We start from the raw sequence: 25,069 nt of genomic DNA, 5'->3' as shown, positions 1-25,069 counted from the left end.
TAATGTTGTTGTAAATGTAATGTAAATAAGCGAAACATGATTAATGTCAAACGAATGGCTTTTTGTACACCTTTTGTATAGATTACTTAAAATTATATTAAAAAGAGCTTTGATATGTTATTTTTAGTTTCTAAAAGTTTCGAAAAAACAACTTTATACTTATATTTGTTTATGTTTTGAACTAAATCGAAAGAAATGAATACTGTGAAGTTTAATAGAGAAACAATATCGAAAGAATTAGAAACAACTTTGGATTGGGATGTGATCGTTATAGGTGGTGGAGCGACAGGATTGGGGATAGCTCTCGATAGTGTTACTAGAGGATACAAAACTTTACTGCTGGAGCAATCAGATTTTGCAAAAGGAACTTCTAGTAGGAGCACAAAATTAGTTCACGGTGGAGTTCGTTATTTGGCTCAAGGCCAAATAGATTTGGTAAAAGAAGCATTGCGAGAGAGAGGATTGCTCCTAAAGAATGCGCCTCACTTGGCAAAGAACCAATCTTTTATTATTCCTAATTACAGTTGGTGGAATGGTTTTTTTTATACAATAGGGCTTACAGTTTATGATTTCTTGTCAGGGAAACTTAGTCTAGGTAAATCTAAATTTATTTCTAGAACCAAGACGTTGAAAAGAATAGAAACGATCAGAGATACTAGGTTAAAAGGAGGGGTGGTGTACCAGGATGGTCAATTTGATGATGCTCGTCTTGCAATTAATGTTGCTCAAACATGTATAGAAAAGGGAGCAACTCTACTAAACTATTTTAAAGTCAGAGAATTATTAAAAAATGAAAAAGGGACAATAAGCGGCGTTGTAGTTACTGATATCGAAACAAAAAAATCATATGATATAAAAGGAAAAGTTGTGATCAATGCGACAGGGGTTTTTGCAGATGATATATTAAAAATGGATAAATCAGAAAGCAAAAATATGATTCGCCCAAGTCAAGGAGTTCATTTGGTATTAGATAATACTTTTTTGCCGGGTGATGATGCGATAATGATACCAAAGACTGATGATGGCAGAGTTTTGTTTCTTGTGCCTTGGCATGGTAAAGTGGTTGTCGGCACAACAGATACCTTATTAAAAGAACATAGCCTCGAGCCTCAGGCTCTAGAAGAAGAAGTTGATTTTATTCTTTCTACTGCAAATTCATATTTAACAAAAAAAGTCACTCGCAAAGATGTCTTAAGTGTATTTGCCGGATTAAGACCACTCGCAGCACCAAAAGAAGCATCTGAAAAAACAAAAGAAATTTCTAGAAGTCATAAAATTATAACCTCAGATTCAGGATTGATTTCTGTAATTGGGGGAAAATGGACAACCTTTAGAAAAATGGCAGAAGATACTTTAGATAATGCTATAAAAGAAAAAATGTTACCCGAAAAGAAATGTGTTACCTATGATTTAAAAATACATGGAGCACAAGAGACTCATGATAGAAGTAACCATTTATACGTGTATGGTAGTGATCAAGAAGGTATTGCTAAACTGATACAAGAAATACCTGAACTTGGAGAGAAAATCCATCCAAATTCAGTATTCCTAAAAGCAGAAGTCATCTGGGCGGTAAGATATGAGATGGCAAGAACTGTAGAAGATGTCTTGGCAAGAAGAGCAAGAATCCTTTTTTTGGATGCAAGTACAGCTATAGAGTCTGCTCCTGTTGTTGCTCAATTATTGGCACAAGAACTCGATAAAGAACAAGATTGGGTAGTAGCGCAAATACAACAATTCACTAAAACAGCAGAAAATTACGTGTTGGATAAGACAAATATGCCCAAAAATGTCAAATCCAAAACCGTTAAAGTTGCATGATATCATAGAGATATCAACATTATGGCTCACTAAAATTAAATAACCCGAAAAAGTCCTTAGACCTTTTCATCAATTCAAGTAAAGATGGATAAATATATTCTTGCCTTAGACCAAGGTACCACAAGTTCTCGTGCTATTCTTTTTGATAAAAAAGGAAATATCTTTTCAACAGCTCAAAAAGAGTTTACTCAATATTTTCCCAAACCGGGATGGGTAGAGCATGATCCTATGGAAATTTGGTCAACGCAAGCAGGTATTGCTGCCGAAGCCACGGTGAAAAAAGGGTTAAATGGAACAAATATCGCCGCAATAGGGATTACAAATCAAAGAGAAACTGTTGTAGTATGGGATCGAAAAACAGGAAAACCTGTTTATAACGCTATTGTTTGGCAAGATAAACGTACTTCTGCCTATTGTGATGAATTAGCAGATTTAGGAAAAACAGATCTGATCCGTTCAAAAACCGGTCTAGTTCTGGATTCCTATTTTTCTGCGACCAAAGTAAAATGGATTTTAGATCATGTAGAAGGAGCAAGAGAAAGAGCAGAGGCAGGGGATTTATTATTAGGAACTATAGATACTTGGTTGATCTGGAATTTTACAAAAGGCGAAAAACATGTTACTGATGTTACCAATGCTTCAAGAACATTGATTTACAATATTAATACTATGGAGTGGGACGAAGAACTTTTAGAACTTTTTACCATTCCAAAGAGTATGCTTCCAGAAGTAAGACAGTCCAGTGAAATATATGGGCACACCAAAACCACAGTTTTTGCTACAGAAATACCAATTGCAGGTATTGCAGGTGATCAACAAGCAGCATTGTTCGGTAGTATGTGCATCAAAAAAGGGATGGTTAAAAACACCTATGGTACAGGTTGTTTTATGCTAATGAATATCGGTAAAAAACCAAAGATTTCGCAAAATAACCTATTGACTACGGTAGCCTGGAAGATAAATGGAGAAACACAATATGCTCTAGAAGGTAGTATATTTGTGGGAGGAGCAGTAGTACAATGGTTAAGAGATAGCCTTAAGTTTATCAAAACCTCTTCAGAAGTAGAAGAACTGGCTAATAGTGTTACCAGCTCAGAGGGGGTTTGTTTTGTTCCTGCGTTTGCGGGTCTTGGAGCACCTCATTGGAACCAATATGCACAAGGTACTATCTTTGGCCTTACCAGGGGAAGCACAGATGCTCATATTGCACGTGCAGCATTAGAGTCTATTGCGTACCAAACAATGGATATTCTAAAAGCAATGGAGGCCGATACAGGTATTTCAATTAAAGAATTACGTGTTGATGGGGGAGCAACCATAAACGACATGTTAATGCAGTTTCAGGCAGATGTACTTGATACAATTACAGTGAGACCTAAAATCATAGAAACTACAGCAATGGGAGCAGCATATTTAGCAGGTCTTGCTGTTGGCTATTGGAATGATATCGAAGAAATTCAAGAAATCTGGGAAGAGGATGTACAGTTTACTCCAAATCAGGAAAGGTTAGCAATAGAAAAAGGGATTAAACGTTGGTACAAGGCTATTGATGCATTAGAATATTGGACAAAGTGATCACCAGATAAAACTTGAAAAATGACACCATTTATAGCAGAAATCATTGGTACGATGTTTCTAATCACACTGGGAGGAGGAGTCGTTGCCAATGTGGTATTGAATAAAACAAAAGGAAATGGGAGTGGTTGGATTGTAATTACAACAGGTTGGGCGTTGGCAGTATATGTAGGAGTTGTAATTGCAGGACCATATAGTGGTGCACATCTCAATCCGGCAGTAACGATAGCACTGGCTATAGCGGGCAAATTTCCTTGGAGTTCGGTACCTATTTATGTTTTAGGTGAATTTATAGGAGCAATGCTAGGAGCTATCCTTGTTTGGTTAGTTTATAAAAATCATTTAGATGAGACAGAAGATCCAATCCTAAAAAGAGCTGTGTTTTGTACAGATCCTGCGATTCGAAATCCTCTTAGTAATTTAATAAGCGAAATTATAGGAACCTTTTTTCTCGTGTTTACTATATTATATTTTACAAGTGCAAGTTTTGATTACAACCAAGAAGAAACCATTTTGGGATTAGGATCAATAGGTGCAATTCCCGTAGCATTTCTCGTTTGGGCTATAGGTTTGTCTCTTGGGGGTACTACAGGTTATGCCATCAATCCTGCTAGAGATTTAGGACCACGTATCATACACGCTTTACTACCTATAAAAAATAAAGCAAGTAATAATTGGAGATATGCAATCATTCCAATTATAGGCCCTATTATTGGTGGTATACTGGCAGCTCTATTATTTAATATTCTTACGACGTAACGTAACAAACCCATAAACACAAATGAAACCTTCTAGATATATCTTAAGCTTTATGCTTAGTATATCAGCAACTCTTATTACTATTATCAATGCGCAAGAACATAATAGTGCTGATTTACAAAAGATCATAAAAGAAAATATTACAAAAGATTCTATATCAGAAAAAAAGTACAAACCCTTAGATTTTAAACTTCAGGTAAAAAATATGCATTTATGGCGTGGATTTAGGGTTACAGACGCTCCAATGACAGCTGCTGACGTTTTCTTTACTTCTAAAAATGGTAAATTTAAAGCAGGTCTGTGGGGCGGAGCAGGATTTAATGGCGATTATACTGAGTTTGATTATTATATAAATTACTCTAGTGGTGGTTTTTCTTTTTCCTTATGGGATATTAATAATTTTAGTGATTTCCCCGATGCAGAAATTTTTGATTATGATATCAATACAACATCGCATTTTGTAGATCTTACTGCTGCTTATTCTTTTAAAAAAGTACCAATCTCTGTTTCATGGACTACTATTTTATTAGGTCGCGATACATTCATTAATAAATCAGGTAAAAAAGAAAATGCATTTACACATTATGTGCAATTGAATAGTACTATATATAAAAATGAACATTCAAGTCTTGATATTTTTATTGCCGGGGCTTTTTCTTTTGCAAGTAATGACAAACACTTTTATGGAGAGGACTTTTTAAATAATTTTGGTATTACATATCACAAAGAGGTAAATGTATTAAATCTGATATATCTTCCTGTATCTGCAACCGCCATGTGGAATCCCGATTTAAAACATGGGGGTATACAAGTAGCCGTTGATTTATTTTGAATACAGGTAATTTTAAATAAAATAGTAGCTCTGAAAAATTATAACAACACTTCCCCTATTAGGGAATAATTAGCTGCTTTATTATCCATTTTTCTTACTTGAGTGTGGTGAACTTAATCCGATTTTGATATAAAATCTATCCTATATGATTTAACACTTATTACTAGCCTGTTTAAAAAAATGATAAGTAGTTTTATAGCAAATTGAAAATGCGTAAGACCAATTTCATCTTTTTACTACACTTTTTATGAATTTTTTTAGGGCTTTTTTAGATCAATCAAAAGGAGATTTTCAAACAAACAGAATAATTATTTGTATGATTATAGCAATACTAATTACTATAAGTCATGTACAGCTATTTTCAAATACTCAAAAAGTAGACGACCTACTTAATCAATTAACACTACATACAAAAGAAGATATTTCAAAAGTAGATCTGCTTAATACGATTGGTTTTGAATACTGGATTATTGATGCTAACGAATCCATCAATTTTGGTCTAGAAGCATTAAAATTGTCCAAAACACTTGGATATATCAATGGTCAAGCAAAAGCAAATCGTATTATTGGAGTTGCCTATTGGGCACAAGGTAATCTCAACAATGCCTTAATTTACCTCAATACGTCTCATAAAATGTATCAAACCATACAAGATAAAACCGGGCTGGCGAATACGAGGCTTAATATAGGTATGGTATATGCAGATCTAAAAGAATATAAAAAAGCATTGCATTATTATGAGCAGGCAATCAACGAATTTACCGTTTTGGGGCTAAAAAGTAGAATAGCAACAACATTTACCAAAATAGGAACAATTCTAATAGAACAAAATAGAGATGCAGAAGCATTAAAATACCTGACAGATGCACTAAAAATGCATACGGATACTAATTTCACTTATGGAATAGCAGAAGCGCATAATAGATTAGGGATATTATGTCTTCATAAAAACGAAATTGAGCAAGCGAGTTATCATATCAAAAAATCAATGACCTTGGGAAGCGAGGTAAGTGATATAGATGGACTTACAAATAATCTTATTGTTTATGGAAAAATTTTAAGATTGTCGGATCAGCTTGATGAAGCGGCAATTGAATTAGAAAAAGGGTTGGCACTTGCTAAAGAAAATCAACTGAAAAAATATGAACTATTAGCATACGAAGAGTTAAAAGAACTTAAAAGAAAACAATATCAAGCTGAAGAAGCCTTAATATTTTATGACAGATATGTCAATTTAAAAGATTCTCTTTTTAATTCAGAAAAAGCAAAACAAATTGCCTATTTAGAATTTGAAAACAAGCTAGAAACAAAAGATAAAGAGTTATTTGCACTAAAAGAACAAGAAAAAAAAGATGACCTCATTAAGTTTATTTTAATTTTGGGGGTGGTTATTATATCTGTTTGCGGATATGTGATTTACATAATATCAAAACAAAGGGCCAAAAAAAGTAAACAATTGGCAGAAAAAAACCAGGAACTTCTTCAATCTGCATTCGCTCTTACCCAAAAAGATTTAGAAAATTCAGAATTAAAACAACTAGAGCTAAAACAACAATTAGATTTTAAAAACAAAGAACTGACCTCGTATGCACTTAATTTTATCAAAAAAAATGAAGTTGTAAAACAGTTGCAAACCACAATACAAAACATAAAAAGATCTTCTACAATAGAAAAAGACAAGTTAGTAGCTGATTTAAATAAAATTATCAGAAAAAACCTGAGTATTGATAAAGATTGGGAAGATTTTAATAGGTTTTTTGAAGATGCACATCAAGGATTTTATTCTAGTTTAAAATCAAGACACAAAGATTTGAGTACAAATGACCTAAAAATTTGCTCATTAATTCGATTGAATCTTAATATTAAAGAAACGGCTAGTATTTTAGGAATATCTCCTGAAAGTGTAAAAACAGCAAGATATCGTCTTCGTAAAAAATTAGCCTTAGATTCTCGACAAGAAATTCTTACCTATTTGTTACATCTGGAATAAGATAAAATTAGAATTCAAAAAATCTGCTGTAATCGAGATTGTTATTTTTAATTATTTGATTTTTAAGTCATTAATAATGATTTGTCTACCTTTTGTTGTCCTTTTTTAACAGTTTTTGTGATTAGGTTCACATATTGTATACACTATTTTTCATTCAAAATTTTTCAATCTTCCTAATTTTAAAGAGAGCAAATCCTCTTTTAGTTATAAGTGAAATTGTATGGCTAATTAAAAGGGGAATTACAGATACTTCTAGGTAGTTAAGCAACACTTTATCAAAACATTTTTTTAATGAAACCAGAAACAAAATATACCAAAAGCGGTCATGTTAATATAGCATATCAGGTTTTTGGCACAGGTGCTATTGATCTAGTATATATCCCGGGGTGGATTTCTAATATTGATTCGATGTGGTTATGCCCCGAACTCGTCAATTTTTTAGAAGAATTAGGAAAAATATCTAGAGTAATTCTATTTGATAAAAGAGGAACAGGGCTTTCTGATCGTATTGTCGCATTTCCTACTTTAGAAGAGCGAATGGATGATATAAGGGCTGTTATGGATGCCGTAGGTTCAGAAAAAGCAGTTTTATTTGGACATTCTGAAGGAGGTTCAGTTTCTGCCCTATTTAGTGCAACTTACCCCAATCGAGTACTCTCTTTGATCACTTTTGGAATTTTTGCAAAACGTAGGTACTCTGATGATTATCCTTGGGCGCCAACCGATAGCGAACGACAAAAAGTGTATGATATGATCGAAAATAGATGGGGAGGAGGAGAAATGAATTTAGAAACACTAGCACCATCAAAAGCGCAAGACAAACAATTCATGGATTGGTTAGCAAGCTATTTTAGGTGTGGTGCAAGCCCTAGAGCAGCGCTAAAGCTTACAACTATGAATACAGAAGTAAATATTATTGATATTCTAAAATATATCAAAGTACCTACTCTGATTATGCAGCGTACTCATGATGTGGATGTAAAAATTGAAGAAGGTAAGTTTATTAATCAACATATCGAGAATTCAAAATTTGTAGAATTTGATGGAGCGGATCACCTTTTTTGGGTAGGAAATACCCAAGAAATTTTAGAAGAAATGAAAGTGTTCATCAAGAACATAAAACCAAATCATCGCTATAAGAATAGACTATTTACAGTACTATTCGGTAAAATGATCTCCGCTATAAAATCAGAATTTAATTTTGAGATGATCCACCAATGTATCTCAAAACATGAAGGTAGTATTATTCATCTTAATAAAACATGTTTTGTAGCCACTTTTGAAGTTCCGGGAAAAGCAGTTCATTGTAGTTTGGATATAAAAAAAGCCTTACAAGATATAGAGGCATCTGCTTCTATGGGTATTTATATGAAAGAAGGGGTGCAAAATGATACAGAAGTACTCAATGATAATGACGATCGTATCATTAAATCTATGCTTTCTCAAATAAACCCTGATCAAATTCTAGTAACGCAAACAGTAAAACATTTATTATCAGGAGCAGGATTTGATTTTATAAAAAGTAGTTCTGTATTGGATACCGCATCTCATAAACTTTTCAAATTGTATAGTGTTACAAAGAAAATACAAAAGCATGATCAAAATGAGATGACTACATCTGGTAACAGTTCTCATTACGATTCTTTTTTAGAAAATGTATTACATATTATTGATCAATATTTAGACAGTGATACTTTTAGTGTAGAAATGCTAAGTAGAAAAATGGGAATAAGTGAGCGTCAGTTGCAACGTAGGATTAAAGCTACTACCCGGAAGTCTCCAAATCAGCTGATAACATCTACAAGGTTGAATAAAGCAAAGGAAGCGTTAATGTCTTATAATTATACGGTATCAGAAGTTGCTTTTCAATTTGGGTTTTCGAGCCCTTCTTATTTTTCTAAATGTTTTAAAAAAGAATTTGGTATCCAACCAACTTCAGTACAGCAACAAAAACCAAAAAATAAAATAGAAGATTTTCACTTTATAATGTCGTAATTGTATTAGGATTATACGGAAATGTGATAGCCGAACGTAGAAACTAGCTTTAATTTTGGTATCATAAGATATCGAATACTAGAGATACCTTCAATCAAAATCAATCCGTATGATTCACACTACATTAAGCATACTAAAAGAAAAGTTAAATGAATATTTCAGGTTAAAAACTGAAGCTGATAGTGATTTAATACGGTTTATTGATAGTACTAATAATGATCCGATTACTTTTACTAATAATGCTGTAACACCATTTCTGATTAACATTTCAGAAGATCGTAAATTTAGAAATGCAGATCAATACTCGGGAGTGATCCAAAATGGAATACGAACACAAATTAATCCAGAAATTAGAATTGAGTTATTGGTCTTATTTGTTTCAAAGTTTAATGATTATAACCAGGCTCTTCAATTCTTATCTTATGTCATTAAATTTTTTCAGGCAAATCGAATTTTTACACCCAAAAATTCACCTGGACTGTCCGAGGAAAATATAGAAAAAATAATTGTAGAACTCATATCTCTTCCTCTTGAAGAACAGAATCAGGTATGGCATTCTTTGAATACTTCATACTTACCTTCTGTATTGTATAAAATACGCTTACTATCCTTAATTGATGAACAAAGTATAGCATTTGCAGGATCTTCAATAAACAATATAGGGATAAATGTATTAGAAAAATCAAGATAATAATTTTTAAAAAAATTATAAAAGAATAGAGTAATCAGTCTTATTACACAAGACTCTTATAACCTTAAAAAAGTAAGTAGACAAATGGATTATCGTGAATTCTTTCAGATAGAAATCATACATGATTACTTCTCAGGTAAACCTACTGATTTAGTAATCATCCCTGATAAACAAACCAAACGTTTATTAGAAAAACAAGGCTTTCTGGTAAAGAAAACAGTAGAAGGAATTACAGTATTGAAGCCAGGTGCAGATCAAAATGAGACAGTAGCTTCGCGAACGCCTGATCATGCATTTGTCTTTTATGTATTTCCCACCTCAAATAGCATTAGAGAATATACAGATACGTCAGGTTTTGAAGACGGTAAAATGATCCTTTTTACAAATGAAGGATTAGAGTCAAATACTTTTTTATTATCCCAATCCAAAAAAGAACAAGAAGGAATTTACAAAGGCTTTCCTGCAATGGCAAGTATCAAGATTATAGAAAGAGAGGTAATCTCTTCTGCAACTATATCTAATCCAGTATATCGTGCAGTTTTCAATACAAAATCTATAAAATGGAAATACTATTTTGTATCAAGCCTGAGTACTTCTGATATAACTATCAAAACTAAGAATGAGCAACTTAGTTTTAATAAATTAAAAACTGAAGAAACTACTTCAGATCAAATCGTAAACGCTTTAGAACTAAACTTTCCTAATCACCAAATATTTGCATTCGAGTCGAATAATATGATCCCTTATAGTGATACCCCTATCAAAGATATAAGGCTGATCCAAGGTGATACAATATTCATTAAACATTTGCCTAATCCCCAAACGGAAGACCAAGGGGTCCAGATTATTAGAATCTGATTAGTAAAGAACCTCGTAGCAAGCTCACGAGGCATTCGAAGGGAACTGACTTTTGATTTCGAGGCAAGCCTCGGAGCATTTAAATCTCGATTATCGAGTAAAAATATGATTAGAAACGATTATTGGTCGCCTAATAATGATTCTAACATCAATAGTTTAACATCTTAAAATTAATAATATATGTCTAGTTTTTTAACACCCGATGTGTACACAGAAGAGGTACCTCTTTTACCACAATCAGTGGCAGGAGTATCTACAGCAGTACCTGCGTTTATCGGTTATACCCAAAAAGCGGTAAAAGAAGGTAAAAATGTAACCAATCAAGCTATTAGGATTGCTACATTTTTAGAATACAAAGAAATATTTGGTATGGCGCAGCCAACCTCCTTTTTAGTTGATGTCAATAATGAAGAAACAATCAATGCGATCACAGTACAATCTCCAAACAGTACATTGTATTATGCGATGGATTTGTACTTCAAAAATGGAGGTGGGGATTGTTACATTATATCTGTTGGTTCATATGAAGATGGGTATACTCAAGAAGCATTTCTAGAAGGATTAGAAATCTTAAGTAAGGAGGATGAACCTACATTAATTATGTTGGGAGAAGCTGCCAAATTGCCAAGTGCAGATTACTATTCAATTTGTCAGCAAGCATTAGCACAATGTCAGGAGTTAAAGGATAGATTTTGCGTTTTTGATATTCAAAATGAAGATGCTGCAGCACAGGGATTTAGAGAAGGAATTGGCGCTAATAATTTAAAATATGGAGCTGCATACACACCATATTTACAAACGTCACTTAACTACGTATATCATGATAGTGATGTAAATATTTCAAAAGAATCTGCTTCGCAAGAAGAGTTATTTTTTGAAGAAGAATATCAGGGGATCAAAATTACATATTTAGGTGATGAGTCAAATATCCCAAAATTTAGAATCAATGGCGGTAGCGAGACTTCAATTAAATTTTCTATATCACCAAACAAGTTATTAACGGTATCAAATGTACCAGAAGAAGGTGTCACTGCAAATGAACTTGTTGCTGAATGGGAAAAATTTGAAAATAAAGAAAACTTTGAAATCATAGCAATAGATACAGATAGTACGATCAGTCAAACTTCTGGAAACTCTGGCAAGGCATTAAAAAAAGTTGTAATAAGTGAAGAATCATTTACGCTGGATACCAAAAAAGGAACTGCTTTGTACAGTAAAATCAAAAGCGAATTGGCAAAAGAAAAAATTATTTTACCGTCAAGTTCAGCTATAGCGGGAGTATATGCCACTACAGACAGAGAAAGAGGAGTATGGAAAGCTCCGGCAAATGTAAGTCTTAATGCTGTGATTGGACCTGTAAAAAAAATCACTTCAAAAGATCAGGAAAAGCTTAATGTAGACGCCACCGCAGGAAAATCTATAAATGCCATACGTAGTTTTGTAGGCAAAGGAACTATGGTTTGGGGTGCCCGTACATTGGCAGGAAATGATAACGAATGGAGATACATTCCTGTGCGTCGATTATTCAACATGATAGAAGAGTCGACTAAAAAAGCTTCTTATTTTGCTGTTTTTGAGCCTAATGATGCGGCAACCTGGTTAAAAGTAAAAGCCATGATAGAAAGTTTCTTATATGGGATTTGGCAACAAGGTGGTCTTGCAGGAGCTACAGAAGAACAAGCCTATTTTGTAAACATAGGATTAGGAAAAACAATGACTCAGCAAGATATTCTAGAAGGAAGAATGATTGTTGAGATCGGTATTGCAGCAGCACGTCCGGCAGAATTTATTATCCTGAAGTTCTCTCACAAATTACAAGAGGTTTAGTCATACAAGCAAACCTTATTTTAAAATCATTCTAGAAACTATTAATAAAGTAACAAATGGCTTTAACAAAAGAACAAATAAAAACAGACTACCCACTACCGATTTATAATTATAGAGTAGATATAGATGGGATATCATTCAGTTTTTCAGAAGTTTCAGGACTTGAATTATCATTCGAAACGATTACTTATAAAGAAAGTTTTGCTTCTAGTGGTAAAGTAGGTCCAAATATCATGTACATGCCCGGGCAAATACAACCAGTAAATATCAGCTTAAAAAAGGGATATGTAAAAGGAAAAAGTATCCCGGTCTTTTATGAATGGATCAATGGTATTGAATTGAATCGTGTAGACAAAAAAGATATTGTAGTACACTTGCTAGACGAAGCGGGGAGTACAGTAGTGAGCTGGAAAGTAATTGATGCATTCCCTACCAAATTATCAGCACCATCTTTTGATGCAAGCTCAAATGAAGTTGCAATAGAAAGTATGGAGTTAATGGCGTTTAGAGTAACGATGGAAGAAGCATAATTAAATTGATGTGATCAAATCTCAGGTTTAGAATAGAAACTAATCATCCAATAATTTTAAAGGCATTTTATGGCAATAGATAGGAAAACAATTATCGAAAATTACCCCCTTCCTGTATATAACTATCAGGTGATCATTGATAATAGTACAGCAATGTCTTTTTCTGAAATTTCAGGATTAGATATCGATTACGAACATGTGTTGTATAGGCACGGTTTCAGTTGGGTTATGGGCGATTATTTGATTCGCGCACAACGCAAACCAATAAATGTGACACTCAAAAGAGGTATGGTCAAAGAGCGTAGCTATCTCTATGATTGGATGAGGTCCGGAACAAAAAAAGATATCAGAATAGAGTTGTGTGATGAGCAAAGTGTAGCCATAGTAAGCTGGGATATATACAGAGCTTTGCCTTTTAAAATGGATGCGCCATCATTTAATGCTAGTACCAATGATATTGCTATCGAAAGCCTGGATTTGATTGCTCATGATATAAAACTTACGCACCACTAATGATTGAGATATGGAAGCACTAAACACACTTAGAAATATAGTAGATCCAAACCCTGCATTATCACATCGCTTTGGAGTCTTCTTCTTTGCAGGAGGGCTCGCTCCAAACCGAATTGATTTTAGATTCCAGAAAGTAAGCGGTCTTAGCACCGAAATACAATTACAAACTATCAATGAAGGAGGCCAAAATTTACATGCACACCGTTTACCAAGTCAGGTAAACTATAATAATTTGGTTTTAGAGAGAGGATATAGCACTAGTCCCATTCCTTCACCTTTGAATATGGAATTTAATATAGCGTTTTCGAGATTTCAATTTTACCCCTCTAATGTGTTGGTCACTTTATTTGATGAGCTTAGTGGTGTACCTGTACCGATCGGAGCATGGCTTTTTATCAAAGCATATCCTGTAAAGTGGTCGGTTTCAGAACTAGATGCACAATCAAATTCTGTATTGGTGGATACGCTAGAACTAGCGTATGCCAGATTTCAAATCATGAGAATATAAAAATATGGCAGTAGAAATTAAAGAGATCGTAATACGAGCAGTGCTGAGTGAAGAAGAGAAATCTACAAAACGTACTGAAACAGCATTACAAGGAAAAACTGACCTGGTACAAGAATGTGTCAATCAGGTATTGAAAATATTAAATAAGAAAAATCTTAGATAATCATTATGTCGTTTAATTTTTTTAAGCTCGAAAAACTGACCATTGTAAGTCATAAAAAAGAAGAAAGAAAGGGTCTGGGAGAAAAATTTGTGGTAATGTTCAATCCCGAATCATATTCTCATTCCTATCAAAATGTTTATGACAACAAACAAGGGATAAATACAAGTGGGCGTAAAGCAAAGTATGCTATGTCTATGCCCGAAAAATTGAACCTCAAAATTATCCTCGATGGTAGCGGTGTGACCACTTTTGGACTAACGAGTATCATGGGTATGGGACGTGATGATGTCTATAAACAAGTTCAGGAATTCATGAAAATCACCAGCTATATGGATGGAGAAATTCATGAACCCAAATATCTAACTCTAAAATGGGGAGATTTACTGTTCAAATGTCGCTTAGGATCAGTACAAGTAAACTATTCTTTGTTTGATCGTAACGGAATTCCCTTGCGAGCAGAATTAGATACTGAGTTTTTTGGTGACCTTGAAGTATCTGAGCGATTAAAAAAAGAAAATAAAAATTCTCCGGATTTAACACATTACAGGGTTGTTGGAGCACATGATCGATTACCACTAATGTGCGAAAAAATCTATGGATCAGCTCAGTATTACCTTTTGGTGGCAAAAGCCAACCATTTGGATGATTTTAGAAACTTAACACCGGGTCAAGAGATTTATTTCCCACCTATAGAGCAATAAACTATGGCAGTCGTAACAGCAACTATAAAAAGTGGAGAAGAGGTTATGAATGCCTCATTTGAGCTCTTGTCGATAGATGTAAGTAAGGAGTTTAATAAAATCCCTACGGCAGAACTCAAATTAATTGATGGCGATATAGCCAAAAAAGAATTTAAGATTCTTGATGGAGACTTTTTTGAACCTGGTAAAAAGGTAGAGATCGCACTTAAGTATGAAAGAAAATTAGAGATCGAGAAAACCATATTTGAAGGCGTGGTTATAAATCAATCTTTAGAGCTTAATCGATTAGGCCCAACATTAACCATAGAGCTAAGTGATAAAGCTATTAACATGACGGGTATACGTAAGAATTCGGTTCACCTTAATAAAAGTGATAGTGATATCATGACTACATTAATTGAGCAAAATGGCTTAACAGTAGATACAATTTCAGCTACAAAAGGGAAGCATGACCAAATGGTACAATACTATGCTTCTGATTGGGATTTTATGGTTTCTAGAGCAGAAGCCAATGGAAGATTAGTAAGTGTGAATGATGGTAAGGTATCTGTGATTCAACCTCAAATTCAAAATACATCGAAAGAAATAGAGTTGGGAAAAGACGAGATTTATGACTTTGACTTACAAATAAATGGCCGTAACCAATATCAAGAGGTTTCATCTATCGCCTGGGATTTTTCTGAACAAAAACTAACTGCACCTGTAGAAGGAAATGAATATGAGATAAAACAAGGGAAACAAAATATCTCGCAGTTAGCAACTGCAATAGGGACCAAAAAACATACCTTGATGCAAGCGGTACCGATGCATAGAGATGAATTGCAATCCTGGTCCGATGCACAGATAATAAAATCAAGATTATCACTGGTAAAAGGTTGGATTAAAATACCTGGAACTACAATCTTTGAAGTAGGAAAAACGATAACAATCAAAGGTGTTGGCAAACATTTTACAGGAAAAAATATAATATCAGGGATTCGACACGAAGTCACTACAGAGGGTTGGGTAACTCATTTACAAATAGGAATGAATGCTCAATGGTTTACCGCGCAACCCAATGTTGTAGATACTCAGGCAGCAGGATTGCTACCCGGCATCAATGGATTACAAATCGGAATTGTACAGTCAGACGAAAAAGATACCAATGATCCGTTTCAGGTTCGTGTGATGATCCCTGCTTTTGGTACTGATCAAGGGGCAATTTGGGCTCGTTTTACTTCAATAGATGCAGGAGCAGGCAGAGGAGTATTCTTTCGCCCGGAAAAAGGGGATGAGGTTATCGTAGGTTTTTTGAATGATGATCCCAGACAAGCAATCATTCTAGGATCAGTACACAATCCTAAAAAGAAAATCCCTATGCCCAACAATAAACAAAACACTCAAAAAGGAATTTTCTTTACTACATCCAAATCTCAATTACTTTTTGATCAGGAGACCGAAGTGATCACATTATCTACCTCAGAACAAAATTGTATTTGTATTGATGAAAAACAAAAATGCATAAGCCTTTCTGATGCTAATGGTAATGAAATAGAATTGAGCAAAAAAGGTATTGTGATTACAAGTACCGGAGATTGCGAAATTAAATCCGAGGGTAATTTGAATCTTGATGCAAAAGGAAATGTAAAGATCAAAGGAAAAAAGATAGACTTAATATAGAGTTAGAATAGGAATACATCAAAAGATAAACAACAAAAGAAATCAAACTCAATAATAATGGAAAATAAATTTTTAGGCAGAGGGTGGTCTTTTCCCCCAAAGTTTTTTGCAGAAGGAGCAGAAGTAGAGATGGTTTCTGGAGAAGAAGATATCAAACAAAGTTTGCAGATACTATTGTCTACAACTATTAGTGAACGTATTATGAATTCAGGATTTGGTTGTGATCTTAATCAGTTTCTTTTTGAAGAGATTAGCCAAGGTGTTTTGATTGATATACGACATGTTGTTGAAGATGCGATTCTATCTCACGAACCCAGAATAGAAACAGAAAAGGTAAGTGTTGATAACTCAGATTCAGAAAACGGATTACTCACTATTGCTGTAGCATATGTAGTACGTAGTACAAATAATAGATTTAATCTGGTGTATCCATTTTATATCAATGAAGCTACAATATTGGAGTAACGAAGATAAAACAGATTTTATATGGCATTAGATATAATCATTATGGACGGTGATGAAGTACAATTTCTTCCCACATTTAGTGGAGCTGTGGTTAGCGTAAAACCCGGGACATTAAAAGCGTCAGGAAAAACGACGATCAATGGTAAAAAGGTTTGTATCGATGGAGATGAGAAAAAAGTAGAGGTTACAAATTGTTCATATGTCATTCCGCCATTTACAGTACCCGGTTCAGGGACGATAAAGATTAATAATTTGACTTCTGATCAACTAACTCAAAAAGCAAAAAGCGGGAATAAGAGTTTACTCTTAAAAGGGAAATTATGTATAGCACTTTTTGAAGTAAAATCTCCTGCAAAATTACCACCACCGGCAAATACTCCGGATCCTGTACCTATGTACATTGGTCAGGGGAAATTAATGCCAAAAAACACAAAGATAAAAGCCACTTAATTAAAATATAGGAGTAGAAAATGATGAGCACAAAAAAAACTAATGAACTCCTTTTCAGGGATGGTACTAGTCAACAAGATCGTAATACCGATGCGATTCGACCAGAGTACATACCTGTAGAAGATCGTAGTATAAAAGATCTGATCACTGAAGCACAACGTTTGGCAAAAGAACTTCGTTTTTTTGAAGACAATAATCAAAGCATATCAGGTCAAACATGGGAGTCGTTTTTGATTGAAGACGCAGAAATGTATCATAAAGCATCAGAAACCGGAAAGAAAAAAGAAATTCTACGAGAACAATGGGCAAGTCAGTTGGTAGCATATATAGAGCATCCAGAGCAGTTTCTCAATGATCAAAATAAAATAGCAAAACTATCCAGGCCACACGTTGTACTTTTTATGACGTTTTTAAAACTTCTTAATCACGTAAAATCTCAAATAAATGGTTTAACACAAAAACATCTTGATTTCTATTTCAGAGAACGTTTGTCACTGACCCCAAAAGAATCTGTTCCCGATGTAGTAAATGTTTTGTTAGAACTTGTAGAAAGTATTGAGTATCTAGAAGTCAAAAAAGGAACTGTACTTAATGCAGGAGAAGATGCTTCAGGAAATAAGTTACATTATGAGACAAATGAAGATACGATTATTAGTCAAGCTAAAATAGCGAAGCTAAAAAATGTATATGTAGAAAAACAACTCCTTACGATTAGAGAGGCGCATCTAAATGATAAGGATACTGAAGATTTAGGTTTGATGAGTATGATGAAAATGGCACTTGGTCATCCTCACCCGGGGAATTCACTTCCTGATTTTCCAAAAGAAGCAAAAGACCTTATCGAACTCTATAATTTAATGCAGCAAGGAAATACAATTACTATTGCCTACATAGCAGAACAATTGTTTCTTTCAACGCAAGATTTTAGCCTTATTATTGAAAAACATCTAGAAGAAAAAGAAGGAATCCCGGTAGATTGGAAAAGGGTATATGGCATACTTGATTTTGCATATAAGAATAAGGTAAAACAACAAAGACAGCAAGAATTACAAGTATTGCATGAACAAAAAGGTTTTGATCAATTACTCAAATATGTATATGGAACTCCATCTCCGGGAGACGATCTTCCTTTGTATAAAGGAGAACCATCTTCATTGGATATTATTTTTGATGATCTCATCCACTCGGATCAAAATAGTAATCTAGCTTTAGAATATATAGAAGAAGAACTTAAGCTTAAAGAGCAAGATTTTATTCATATTGTAGAAAAAAGCAAAGATCAAAATGCTACAGAACAAGACATAAATAAAATATATCGTCTTCTAGAACTTGCTAACCGTCAGGTGCGTGTAGTTACGTTACCATCACCAAGTGTAGAAAAATTGTCTGATATTTATGCGATACCAGATGCCAGGGCTTTAACATTTAGTCAATCCGGAGATGAAGAAGAAAGTAAACGTTTTAAGACATTTGGAAACCGATTAGCATCCGAACCAAATCAAGTATTATCTCCAGCTACAATAGGTTTTGCCATAAGCTCCCCTACTTTATTGCTCAAAGAAGGAGTACGAACAATTGAAACGTTATTGGATCTTGGGTTAAAGGAAGATCATGACATAGATATATTACAAACACTTTTTAAGAAAAATAACCCTTTTCAAGTGTATTTAAGTAGTGATGAAGAATGGTTTATTCCAAAACAGGTGTTACTCACATTGGGGCATTATCTGGGATCAACCTCTGAAGCTTCTTTGGCAATAGAACTTACAGGCAATACCATTACCGTTACTGGTAAGAGTAACTTTAGTATTGCAGATATTGGTAACTATATTGTTAATGATAACAATATTATCTATGAGATTATAGAAATACGATCTCCTCAAACTGTCGAAGTAAAAGAGGTAGGTCGCGTCAAGGGGGATTTTGAAACTCCCCAAAAGTACGCTGCTGATCAGGTATATCTTAACGCGCTTAAAATAGAGATCAAACTTTTTGAAGACGATCCAAAAATAGTACCATTACTATCTGATGGAACACCAACATTTATACAGTCTGATCAACCTTCTTTGGTATGTGCTTTGAACCATTTTTTAATCGATCCATTAAGATCAGAAAGATATAAAAGTGAATATCAAAAACTGATGCATCTTAAACTTCAAAAAGCCCATATACAAGTTAATGTACAAGGGATAAAGGATGTTGTATTGCAAAACGATCAAAGTATTTTGGATGCCAAGAAACCATTTGAACCCTTTGGTTTTGAACCTGAAACAGGAACGAGCTTTTATATGGCTAACGAAGAAATATGTCAGAAAAAAGTAAAGGATTTACATCTCGATTTGCAATGGATAAAACAACCGGAATCTTTTATGCAATATTATAAAAATTACTGGTTGATTGATGAAAATGACCCTGATCTTGCCAATGATGCTTACATAATTCAAGATGATAGTGATTTTAAAGCAAAAGTGTTTCTTCAGGATCATAATGCAGAGGTGTTTTTAGAAGATATAGCATTATTTGCTAATAAGGGTAAAGTTGATGTTACTGATGTTCCATCTAAAATAAAAGAGAGTACCCCTAATTATGTGTACAAGCAAGATGTAAATGCTATAATAGATGTGGATGACGTGTTAGAATGTGATCGGTATTTTAGACTAGAGCTGGATCCTTTAGATTTTCAACATTCTACATACAATACATTATTCACCAAGCAAGCGTTATCTGACAATCAACAGATAAAATCGCTTAAGATTCATCCACCTTATCAACCAAAACTTAAAAGATTACAAATAGGATATGTAGCCCATACAGATATAGTACCCAAACATAATACCACTCGAACTGAAGATTATTTGTCTCATATTCATCCTTTTGGATATAACACGCTCAACATCTCAGAAAAACCAAATATACTTCCACGATATGAAGATGAAGGCACGCTGTATATTGGTATTTCAAAGCTTCAACTACCTCAGATCATTTCGATTTTGTTTCAAATGGCAGAAGGAAGTGCAAATCCTGATATCACAAAACCAGAACTACAATGGAGCTATCTACGAGATAATGATTGGATTGAGCTCAAAACATCTGATATCCTTTCGGATTCAACAAATGGGTTTATAAATACCGGGATTATTAAAATTAATATTCCTTCAGATGCGACTACGGGAGGAACTTTGATGCCGGATACACTACATTGGCTCAAAGTAAGTGTAACCAATAATATTGATGGAGTCTCTGATACAATTGATATCAGAAGTCAGGTAATTAGTGCTACACTGTCGAGTGCTACAGTAGATGCTTCGCATTTTGAAACTCCATTAGCTTCAGAAACCATTACAGAATCTTTAATCTCAATTCCTGAAATTGCTAAAATCAGTCAACCTTATACTTCAAGTAAAGGAAAACCCGCTGAACAAAGCGATACTATGTATAAACGGCTAAGTGAGCGACTTAGACATAAAAACAGAGCGCTTACGATGTGGGATTATGAGCATATGGTGTTGAATAGATTTCCTGAAGTCTATAAAACAAAATGTTTGCCTTCTAATGATGAAATAGGGAAAGTAGAAGTTATTGTAATCCCTGATATCAAAGGAAGCTTGCCATTTCATCCTTTTTCACCAAAGGTCGCTGCCAATACGCTGTTTGAGATTCATGAGTACTTAGATCAACACTCGCCTGCTTATGCAGAAGTAGCAGTCATGAATCCTTTTTACATCCAGGTATTGACTCGGTGTACGGTAAAATTCAATGAAGGGTATGATGAACAGTTTTACAAAGAAAAATTGATCGATGAAATTAAACGTTTTTTATCCCCTTGGGCTTATGATCAAGAGAGTGATATTAAAATAGGCGGGAGTCTTCATGCCAGTGTTATGATCAATTTTATTGCAGAAAGACCTTACATCGATTATGTAGCGAATTTAAAATTGTTTCAAAGCGAAGATGGAAAAACATTCACAGATGTTCGTAGCCTTAATCATGGTAAATCTATAGTGATTCCTTCTCGTCCAGATATGGTTATGGTTTCGGGAGCAACACATTTCATTGATATAGTTGATGAAAACGGTTATAACGAAGATAGCTTCGAAGGAATCAATTATATGCAAATACAATTAGATTTTGAAGTTGCCGAAGACCTTAAATAATATACTATTCGATGCAGTAACAGAAGTACAATAACAAAAAGAAAAAACATGGATATCGATAAAAAAAATAGAACAGAACTCAAGCAATACTTTAAAGTAAATGATAAACCTACCGAAAAACAATTTGCTGACTTTATAGAAGCCGGGATTAATCAGAAAGAAGATGGTATTGCTAGAATTCAAGGGAGCCCTCTGGCCATAGAAGCAGAAGGTGAAGAAGTAAGTACACAGGAAATATTGGATTTATATACAAGCTTTACCAAAGAAAATCCGGATTGGTCATTAAACCTAAACCCCAGAGTAGATTCAGAAGAACCGAAAAGCAATCAACCGGGATTGAATATCAAAGATGCTACAGGGCAAAGTCGATTATTTATCAAATCAGTAGATGGTAGTGTTGGGATAGGAACTATAGAACCTGAATCAAAACTTACTATCGAAGGTCAGCATGTTGATTCGTTATTGTCAGTTATAGATACGACACAGCAACACACTAAAATTTTAGAAGTAACCCCAAAAGAAGGGGTAACGATAAAAGGGACATTAACTGTTGATGGAGAAATGTTTTCAAATAATATTGCTACAAATACAGAACTTGATAATGATCAGGCAAGCAATGATAAAATACCTTCACAAAGAGCAGTAAAAACCTATGTAGATACGCGACTTCCTAAAGGATTGATTTCAATGTGGTCAGGAAAAGATATACCAAAAGGCTGGGTGTTATGTGATGGTACTAATGGAACACCCAATCTCTCCGGGAAATTTATTGTAGGATTTGATAAGAATAATGAAGATTATAATGAAGTAAAAAAAACAGGAGGACTGGAGCAAGTAACGTTAAACAAATCGCAGATACCATCGCATGCCCACTTAGGTACTACTAGTGAAGCCGGAGGACATACTCATAATTTTACAGGAGCAAGAAGAAGAGGAGATGGAAGTGGAACAGGAAGTTCAAATCATTATTATATCGAACATCCTAGAACAACGCAATCTGCGGGAAAACATAAACATTCTTTTCAAACGAATACTGTAGGAGAAGGGAAATCACACGAAAACCGTCCACCATATTTTGTGTTGGCTTACATAATGAAATTATAAACTCATGACAACTACAATAGACGCTATTACCATACCGAATACGTTACCAGAAGATTCTGCGTTGAGTTATAATTTTTTACGTAAAGAGGGAATTAAGCTCATACAACAAATGGCTGGTCATACCTGGACAGATCATAATACGCATGATCCTGGAATTACAATATTAGAACAGGTATGCTATGCCATTACTGATCTTGCATATCGTATGGACTATGATATAAAGGATCTTTTAGGAACTGACCATACTAGTTCTTATAAAGATCTTCATAGTGCAGCTTCGATATTAATGGTGCATCCGGTTACCATACTTGATTTACGTAAAATAGTAATGGACGTAAAAGGGGTTAAAAATGCATGGATAGAAAAGGTAAAACACAGTCGAGAAGCTAGTGAAACAGAAGACGCTCGTATAATCCCCAAAGGATTATATCATGTGTTTATCGAAAAAGATACACTCTTTGAAAGTACAGGAACCAAAATCTTAGCAGAAGTAAAAAACAGGTTACAAGCGTGTCGCTCAGTTTGTGAAGATTTTGAGCAAATCAAAATACTAAATATACAAGACATACGCTTGCAAGGAATAATTGAGATTACAGATACAGTCGACGATGTACATCAACTTATTGCAAATATGTTGTACAGAGTAAGTGAGTACTTTTCTCCAAGACTCTCTTTTTACAATATCTCTCAATTATTAGCAGAAGGCAAAAGAATCGATGAAATTTTTGATGGCCCTTTACTTGATCACGGTTTTATTAAAAACGAAGAGTTATTAAAGCATCGTCGAAAAAAAGAAATTCAAGCGTCTGATATTATTCGTGAGATTATGGATGAATCAGGAGTGTTGGCTATTGATCAATTTACAATTGCTACAGGATTAGGCACGATAAAAAGCTGGGTGTTAGCATTAGATCCTTCCAAAACACCGGTATTGAACATTGACAAAACTTTAGAAGATCTTTCTTTTACAGCAAAAGGACTTAAAATAAATATAGATGTCAATATCATAAAAAACATATACGATCAAAAGAGAGCAGAAGGATTACCAAAAATACTTCCGTCAAAAGAGCGTGACGTCACAACAAGAGAAACTGTAGATCGAAATATAGAAAAGTATTATTCTATTCAAAATGAATTTCCTGTAAATTATGGCATCGGTACAGCAGGACTCCCCGATTCTGCATCCGAGACTAGAAAAGTACAAGCCAAACAACTTACTTCTTACTTAGTGTTTTTTGAACAACTTTTGGCGAATTATTTTTCTCAAGCCGCCAATTTTAAAAAACTAATGAGTTTTGATGATCAGGAAATTTGTACTTATTTCAATCAGTCCTTATTAGATACCATTCCTGGAATAGAAGAGGTGTTACAAAGTAAAGAAAGTTATGAAGAATACCTAAAAGAAACCATAGATGCTGAAACCAACGTAACACGCAAAAACAAATTTTTGAATCACCTGTTGGCACGTTTTGGAGAAAAGTTTACCGGATATGCGATGCTGTTACAAGATATTTCTAAAGACAAACAGGTTTTAGGTAAGAAACTGATCAAAGATAAGGCTACTTTTCTTAAAGAATACCCGGAGCTAAGTTCGGGTAGAGCCAATGCTTTCAATTATACTAAAGTCTATTGGCAAAATGATAATATTTCGGGATTAGAGAAACGTATTGCAAGAAAATTAGGGATAGAAGAGTATACTCGCAGAAACCTCGGAGATGGGGAAACCGAAGGTTTTCATATGGTCGAGCATATTCTTTTACGCCCTAGAGAACAATATCCATATCCTTTTAGTACTTCTTATATTCCTCAAGAAATTACCGGTTTTGAAGCAGTAGAAGGTAAAGAACACACTAGGTGTTTTTCAAAAGATCATAATCTAAAAATAGGAGAGCACATACAAATTGTAGAAAACGATCAGTATACCGAGACCTACACTATTGTTGCTGTAGAAAAAGACCATTTTGACATTGACACTCCTTTTCAAGAATCTCAGACAAGTGGTTTGTGGCAACGCATTCCTGATATACGATATTTTATAAGATCTTCTACAATTCAAAACTTTGCAGCAGGATCACCGGATCATACGTTTTGTAGAATCGGGACTCATGATTTGCAAGTAGGTGATACCATAGAAGTAACAGCAACGCAACAGTATGATGGTGTTCATGAGATTACTGCAATCACCGAAGAAGGTTTTGAAATCCCTGTACCATTTACTGATAAAGAGACCTCCGGTCGATGGATACGATCAGCAGGTACTCACGATCCGTATTCGTTACAGGTAACTTTTATGCTTCCTAATTGGATAGAAAGGTATCAAAATATCGAGTTCAAGAAGTTTGTAGAATATACGATACAAGAAGAAACACCTGCTCACATAAGAGTGTACTTAAAATGGCTTAATAAAAAAGAAATGCAAGGATTTGACAAAGCATTTCATAGGTTTTTAGAAAAAATCAATAAGTAATGTAATT

At 34.3% G+C, this 25,069-nt stretch carries 20 protein-coding genes; all 20 read left to right on the top strand.

Going from position 1 to position 25,069, the window contains the following annotated elements; translation table 11 throughout:
• Positions 1 to 195 precede the first annotated feature (195 nt).
• Positions 196 to 1,821, top strand: a complete 1,626-nt coding sequence (locus FHK87_RS05295; protein WP_140590970.1) for a glycerol-3-phosphate dehydrogenase/oxidase — start codon at positions 196 to 198, stop codon at positions 1,819 to 1,821.
• An 84-nt stretch (positions 1,822 to 1,905) separates the two neighbouring features.
• A complete protein-coding gene (gene glpK, locus FHK87_RS05290) occupies positions 1,906 to 3,396 on the top strand; it encodes a glycerol kinase GlpK (protein WP_140590967.1) in 1,491 nt (496 codons plus the stop codon).
• A 21-nt stretch (positions 3,397 to 3,417) separates the two neighbouring features.
• Positions 3,418 to 4,155: an MIP/aquaporin family protein gene (locus FHK87_RS05285; protein ID WP_140590964.1), complete on the top strand. Its 738-nt coding sequence runs from the start codon at positions 3,418 to 3,420 to the stop codon at positions 4,153 to 4,155.
• Between the two features lie 52 nt (positions 4,156 to 4,207).
• Positions 4,208 to 4,987 carry a hypothetical protein gene (locus FHK87_RS05280; RefSeq protein ID WP_140590960.1) on the top strand — a complete coding sequence of 260 codons (780 nt, stop codon included), beginning with the start codon at positions 4,208 to 4,210 and terminating at the stop codon, positions 4,985 to 4,987.
• 247 nt (positions 4,988 to 5,234) lie between these two features.
• Positions 5,235 to 6,977: a tetratricopeptide repeat protein gene (locus tag FHK87_RS05275; RefSeq protein ID WP_140590955.1), complete on the top strand. Its 1,743-nt coding sequence runs from the start codon at positions 5,235 to 5,237 to the stop codon at positions 6,975 to 6,977.
• A 291-nt stretch (positions 6,978 to 7,268) separates the two neighbouring features.
• Positions 7,269 to 8,972, top strand: a complete 1,704-nt coding sequence (locus FHK87_RS05270; protein ID WP_140590950.1) for an alpha/beta fold hydrolase — start codon at positions 7,269 to 7,271, stop codon at positions 8,970 to 8,972.
• A gap of 109 nt (positions 8,973 to 9,081) precedes the next feature.
• Positions 9,082 to 9,663, top strand: coding sequence for a DUF4255 domain-containing protein (locus FHK87_RS05265; RefSeq protein WP_140590946.1), 582 nt, complete (start codon positions 9,082 to 9,084; stop codon positions 9,661 to 9,663).
• An 84-nt stretch (positions 9,664 to 9,747) separates the two neighbouring features.
• Entirely contained in the window at positions 9,748 to 10,521 is a 774-nt protein-coding gene (locus FHK87_RS05260) for a hypothetical protein (RefSeq protein WP_140590942.1), read from the top strand.
• A gap of 180 nt (positions 10,522 to 10,701) precedes the next feature.
• Positions 10,702 to 12,348 (top strand): phage tail sheath family protein, encoded by a 1,647-nt coding sequence (locus FHK87_RS05255; protein ID WP_140590938.1) that lies wholly within the window; start codon positions 10,702 to 10,704, stop codon positions 12,346 to 12,348.
• Positions 12,349 to 12,404: 56 nt separating this feature from the next.
• Positions 12,405 to 12,878, top strand: a complete 474-nt coding sequence (locus FHK87_RS05250; protein ID WP_140590933.1) for a phage tail protein — start codon at positions 12,405 to 12,407, stop codon at positions 12,876 to 12,878.
• 69 nt (positions 12,879 to 12,947) lie between these two features.
• The gene (locus tag FHK87_RS05245; RefSeq protein ID WP_140590929.1) at positions 12,948 to 13,391 is read left to right on the top strand and encodes a phage tail protein; all 444 of its coding nucleotides are present in this window, start codon (positions 12,948 to 12,950) and stop codon (positions 13,389 to 13,391) included.
• 10 nt (positions 13,392 to 13,401) lie between these two features.
• Positions 13,402 to 13,899 carry a phage tail protein gene (locus FHK87_RS05240; RefSeq protein ID WP_140590926.1) on the top strand — a complete coding sequence of 166 codons (498 nt, stop codon included), beginning with the start codon at positions 13,402 to 13,404 and terminating at the stop codon, positions 13,897 to 13,899.
• A 4-nt stretch (positions 13,900 to 13,903) separates the two neighbouring features.
• Positions 13,904 to 14,062 (top strand): DUF5908 family protein, encoded by a 159-nt coding sequence (locus FHK87_RS26080; RefSeq protein ID WP_226294099.1) that lies wholly within the window; start codon positions 13,904 to 13,906, stop codon positions 14,060 to 14,062.
• A gap of 5 nt (positions 14,063 to 14,067) precedes the next feature.
• Complete coding sequence (locus FHK87_RS05235) at positions 14,068 to 14,763, top strand: CIS tube protein (RefSeq protein WP_140590922.1); 696 nt, start codon at positions 14,068 to 14,070, stop codon at positions 14,761 to 14,763.
• A gap of 3 nt (positions 14,764 to 14,766) precedes the next feature.
• Positions 14,767 to 16,422, top strand: a complete 1,656-nt coding sequence (gene vgrG, locus FHK87_RS05230) for a type VI secretion system tip protein VgrG (RefSeq protein WP_140590917.1) — start codon at positions 14,767 to 14,769, stop codon at positions 16,420 to 16,422.
• Positions 16,423 to 16,479: 57 nt separating this feature from the next.
• Positions 16,480 to 16,887: a GPW/gp25 family protein gene (locus tag FHK87_RS05225; RefSeq protein ID WP_140590913.1), complete on the top strand. Its 408-nt coding sequence runs from the start codon at positions 16,480 to 16,482 to the stop codon at positions 16,885 to 16,887.
• A 21-nt stretch (positions 16,888 to 16,908) separates the two neighbouring features.
• Entirely contained in the window at positions 16,909 to 17,337 is a 429-nt protein-coding gene (locus FHK87_RS05220) for a hypothetical protein (RefSeq protein WP_140590908.1), read from the top strand.
• Between the two features lie 20 nt (positions 17,338 to 17,357).
• On the top strand, positions 17,358 to 21,491 hold the full coding sequence (locus FHK87_RS05215; RefSeq protein ID WP_140590905.1) for a baseplate J/gp47 family protein: 4,134 nt from the start codon (positions 17,358 to 17,360) through the stop codon (positions 21,489 to 21,491).
• 48 nt (positions 21,492 to 21,539) lie between these two features.
• On the top strand, positions 21,540 to 22,595 hold the full coding sequence (locus tag FHK87_RS05210) for a phage baseplate protein (RefSeq protein WP_140590901.1): 1,056 nt from the start codon (positions 21,540 to 21,542) through the stop codon (positions 22,593 to 22,595).
• 4 nt (positions 22,596 to 22,599) lie between these two features.
• Positions 22,600 to 25,062 (top strand): hypothetical protein, encoded by a 2,463-nt coding sequence (locus FHK87_RS05205; protein WP_140590896.1) that lies wholly within the window; start codon positions 22,600 to 22,602, stop codon positions 25,060 to 25,062.
• Positions 25,063 to 25,069 lie beyond the last annotated feature (7 nt).

Origin of the sequence: Aquimarina algicola, from assembly GCF_006443095.1 — a bacterium.
In the GTDB taxonomy this organism is placed as follows: Bacteria; Bacteroidota; Bacteroidia; order Flavobacteriales; family Flavobacteriaceae; genus Aquimarina; species Aquimarina algicola.
Note: the sequence above shows the minus strand (reverse complement) of the source record. Positions and strands in the feature narration are given on the sequence as shown.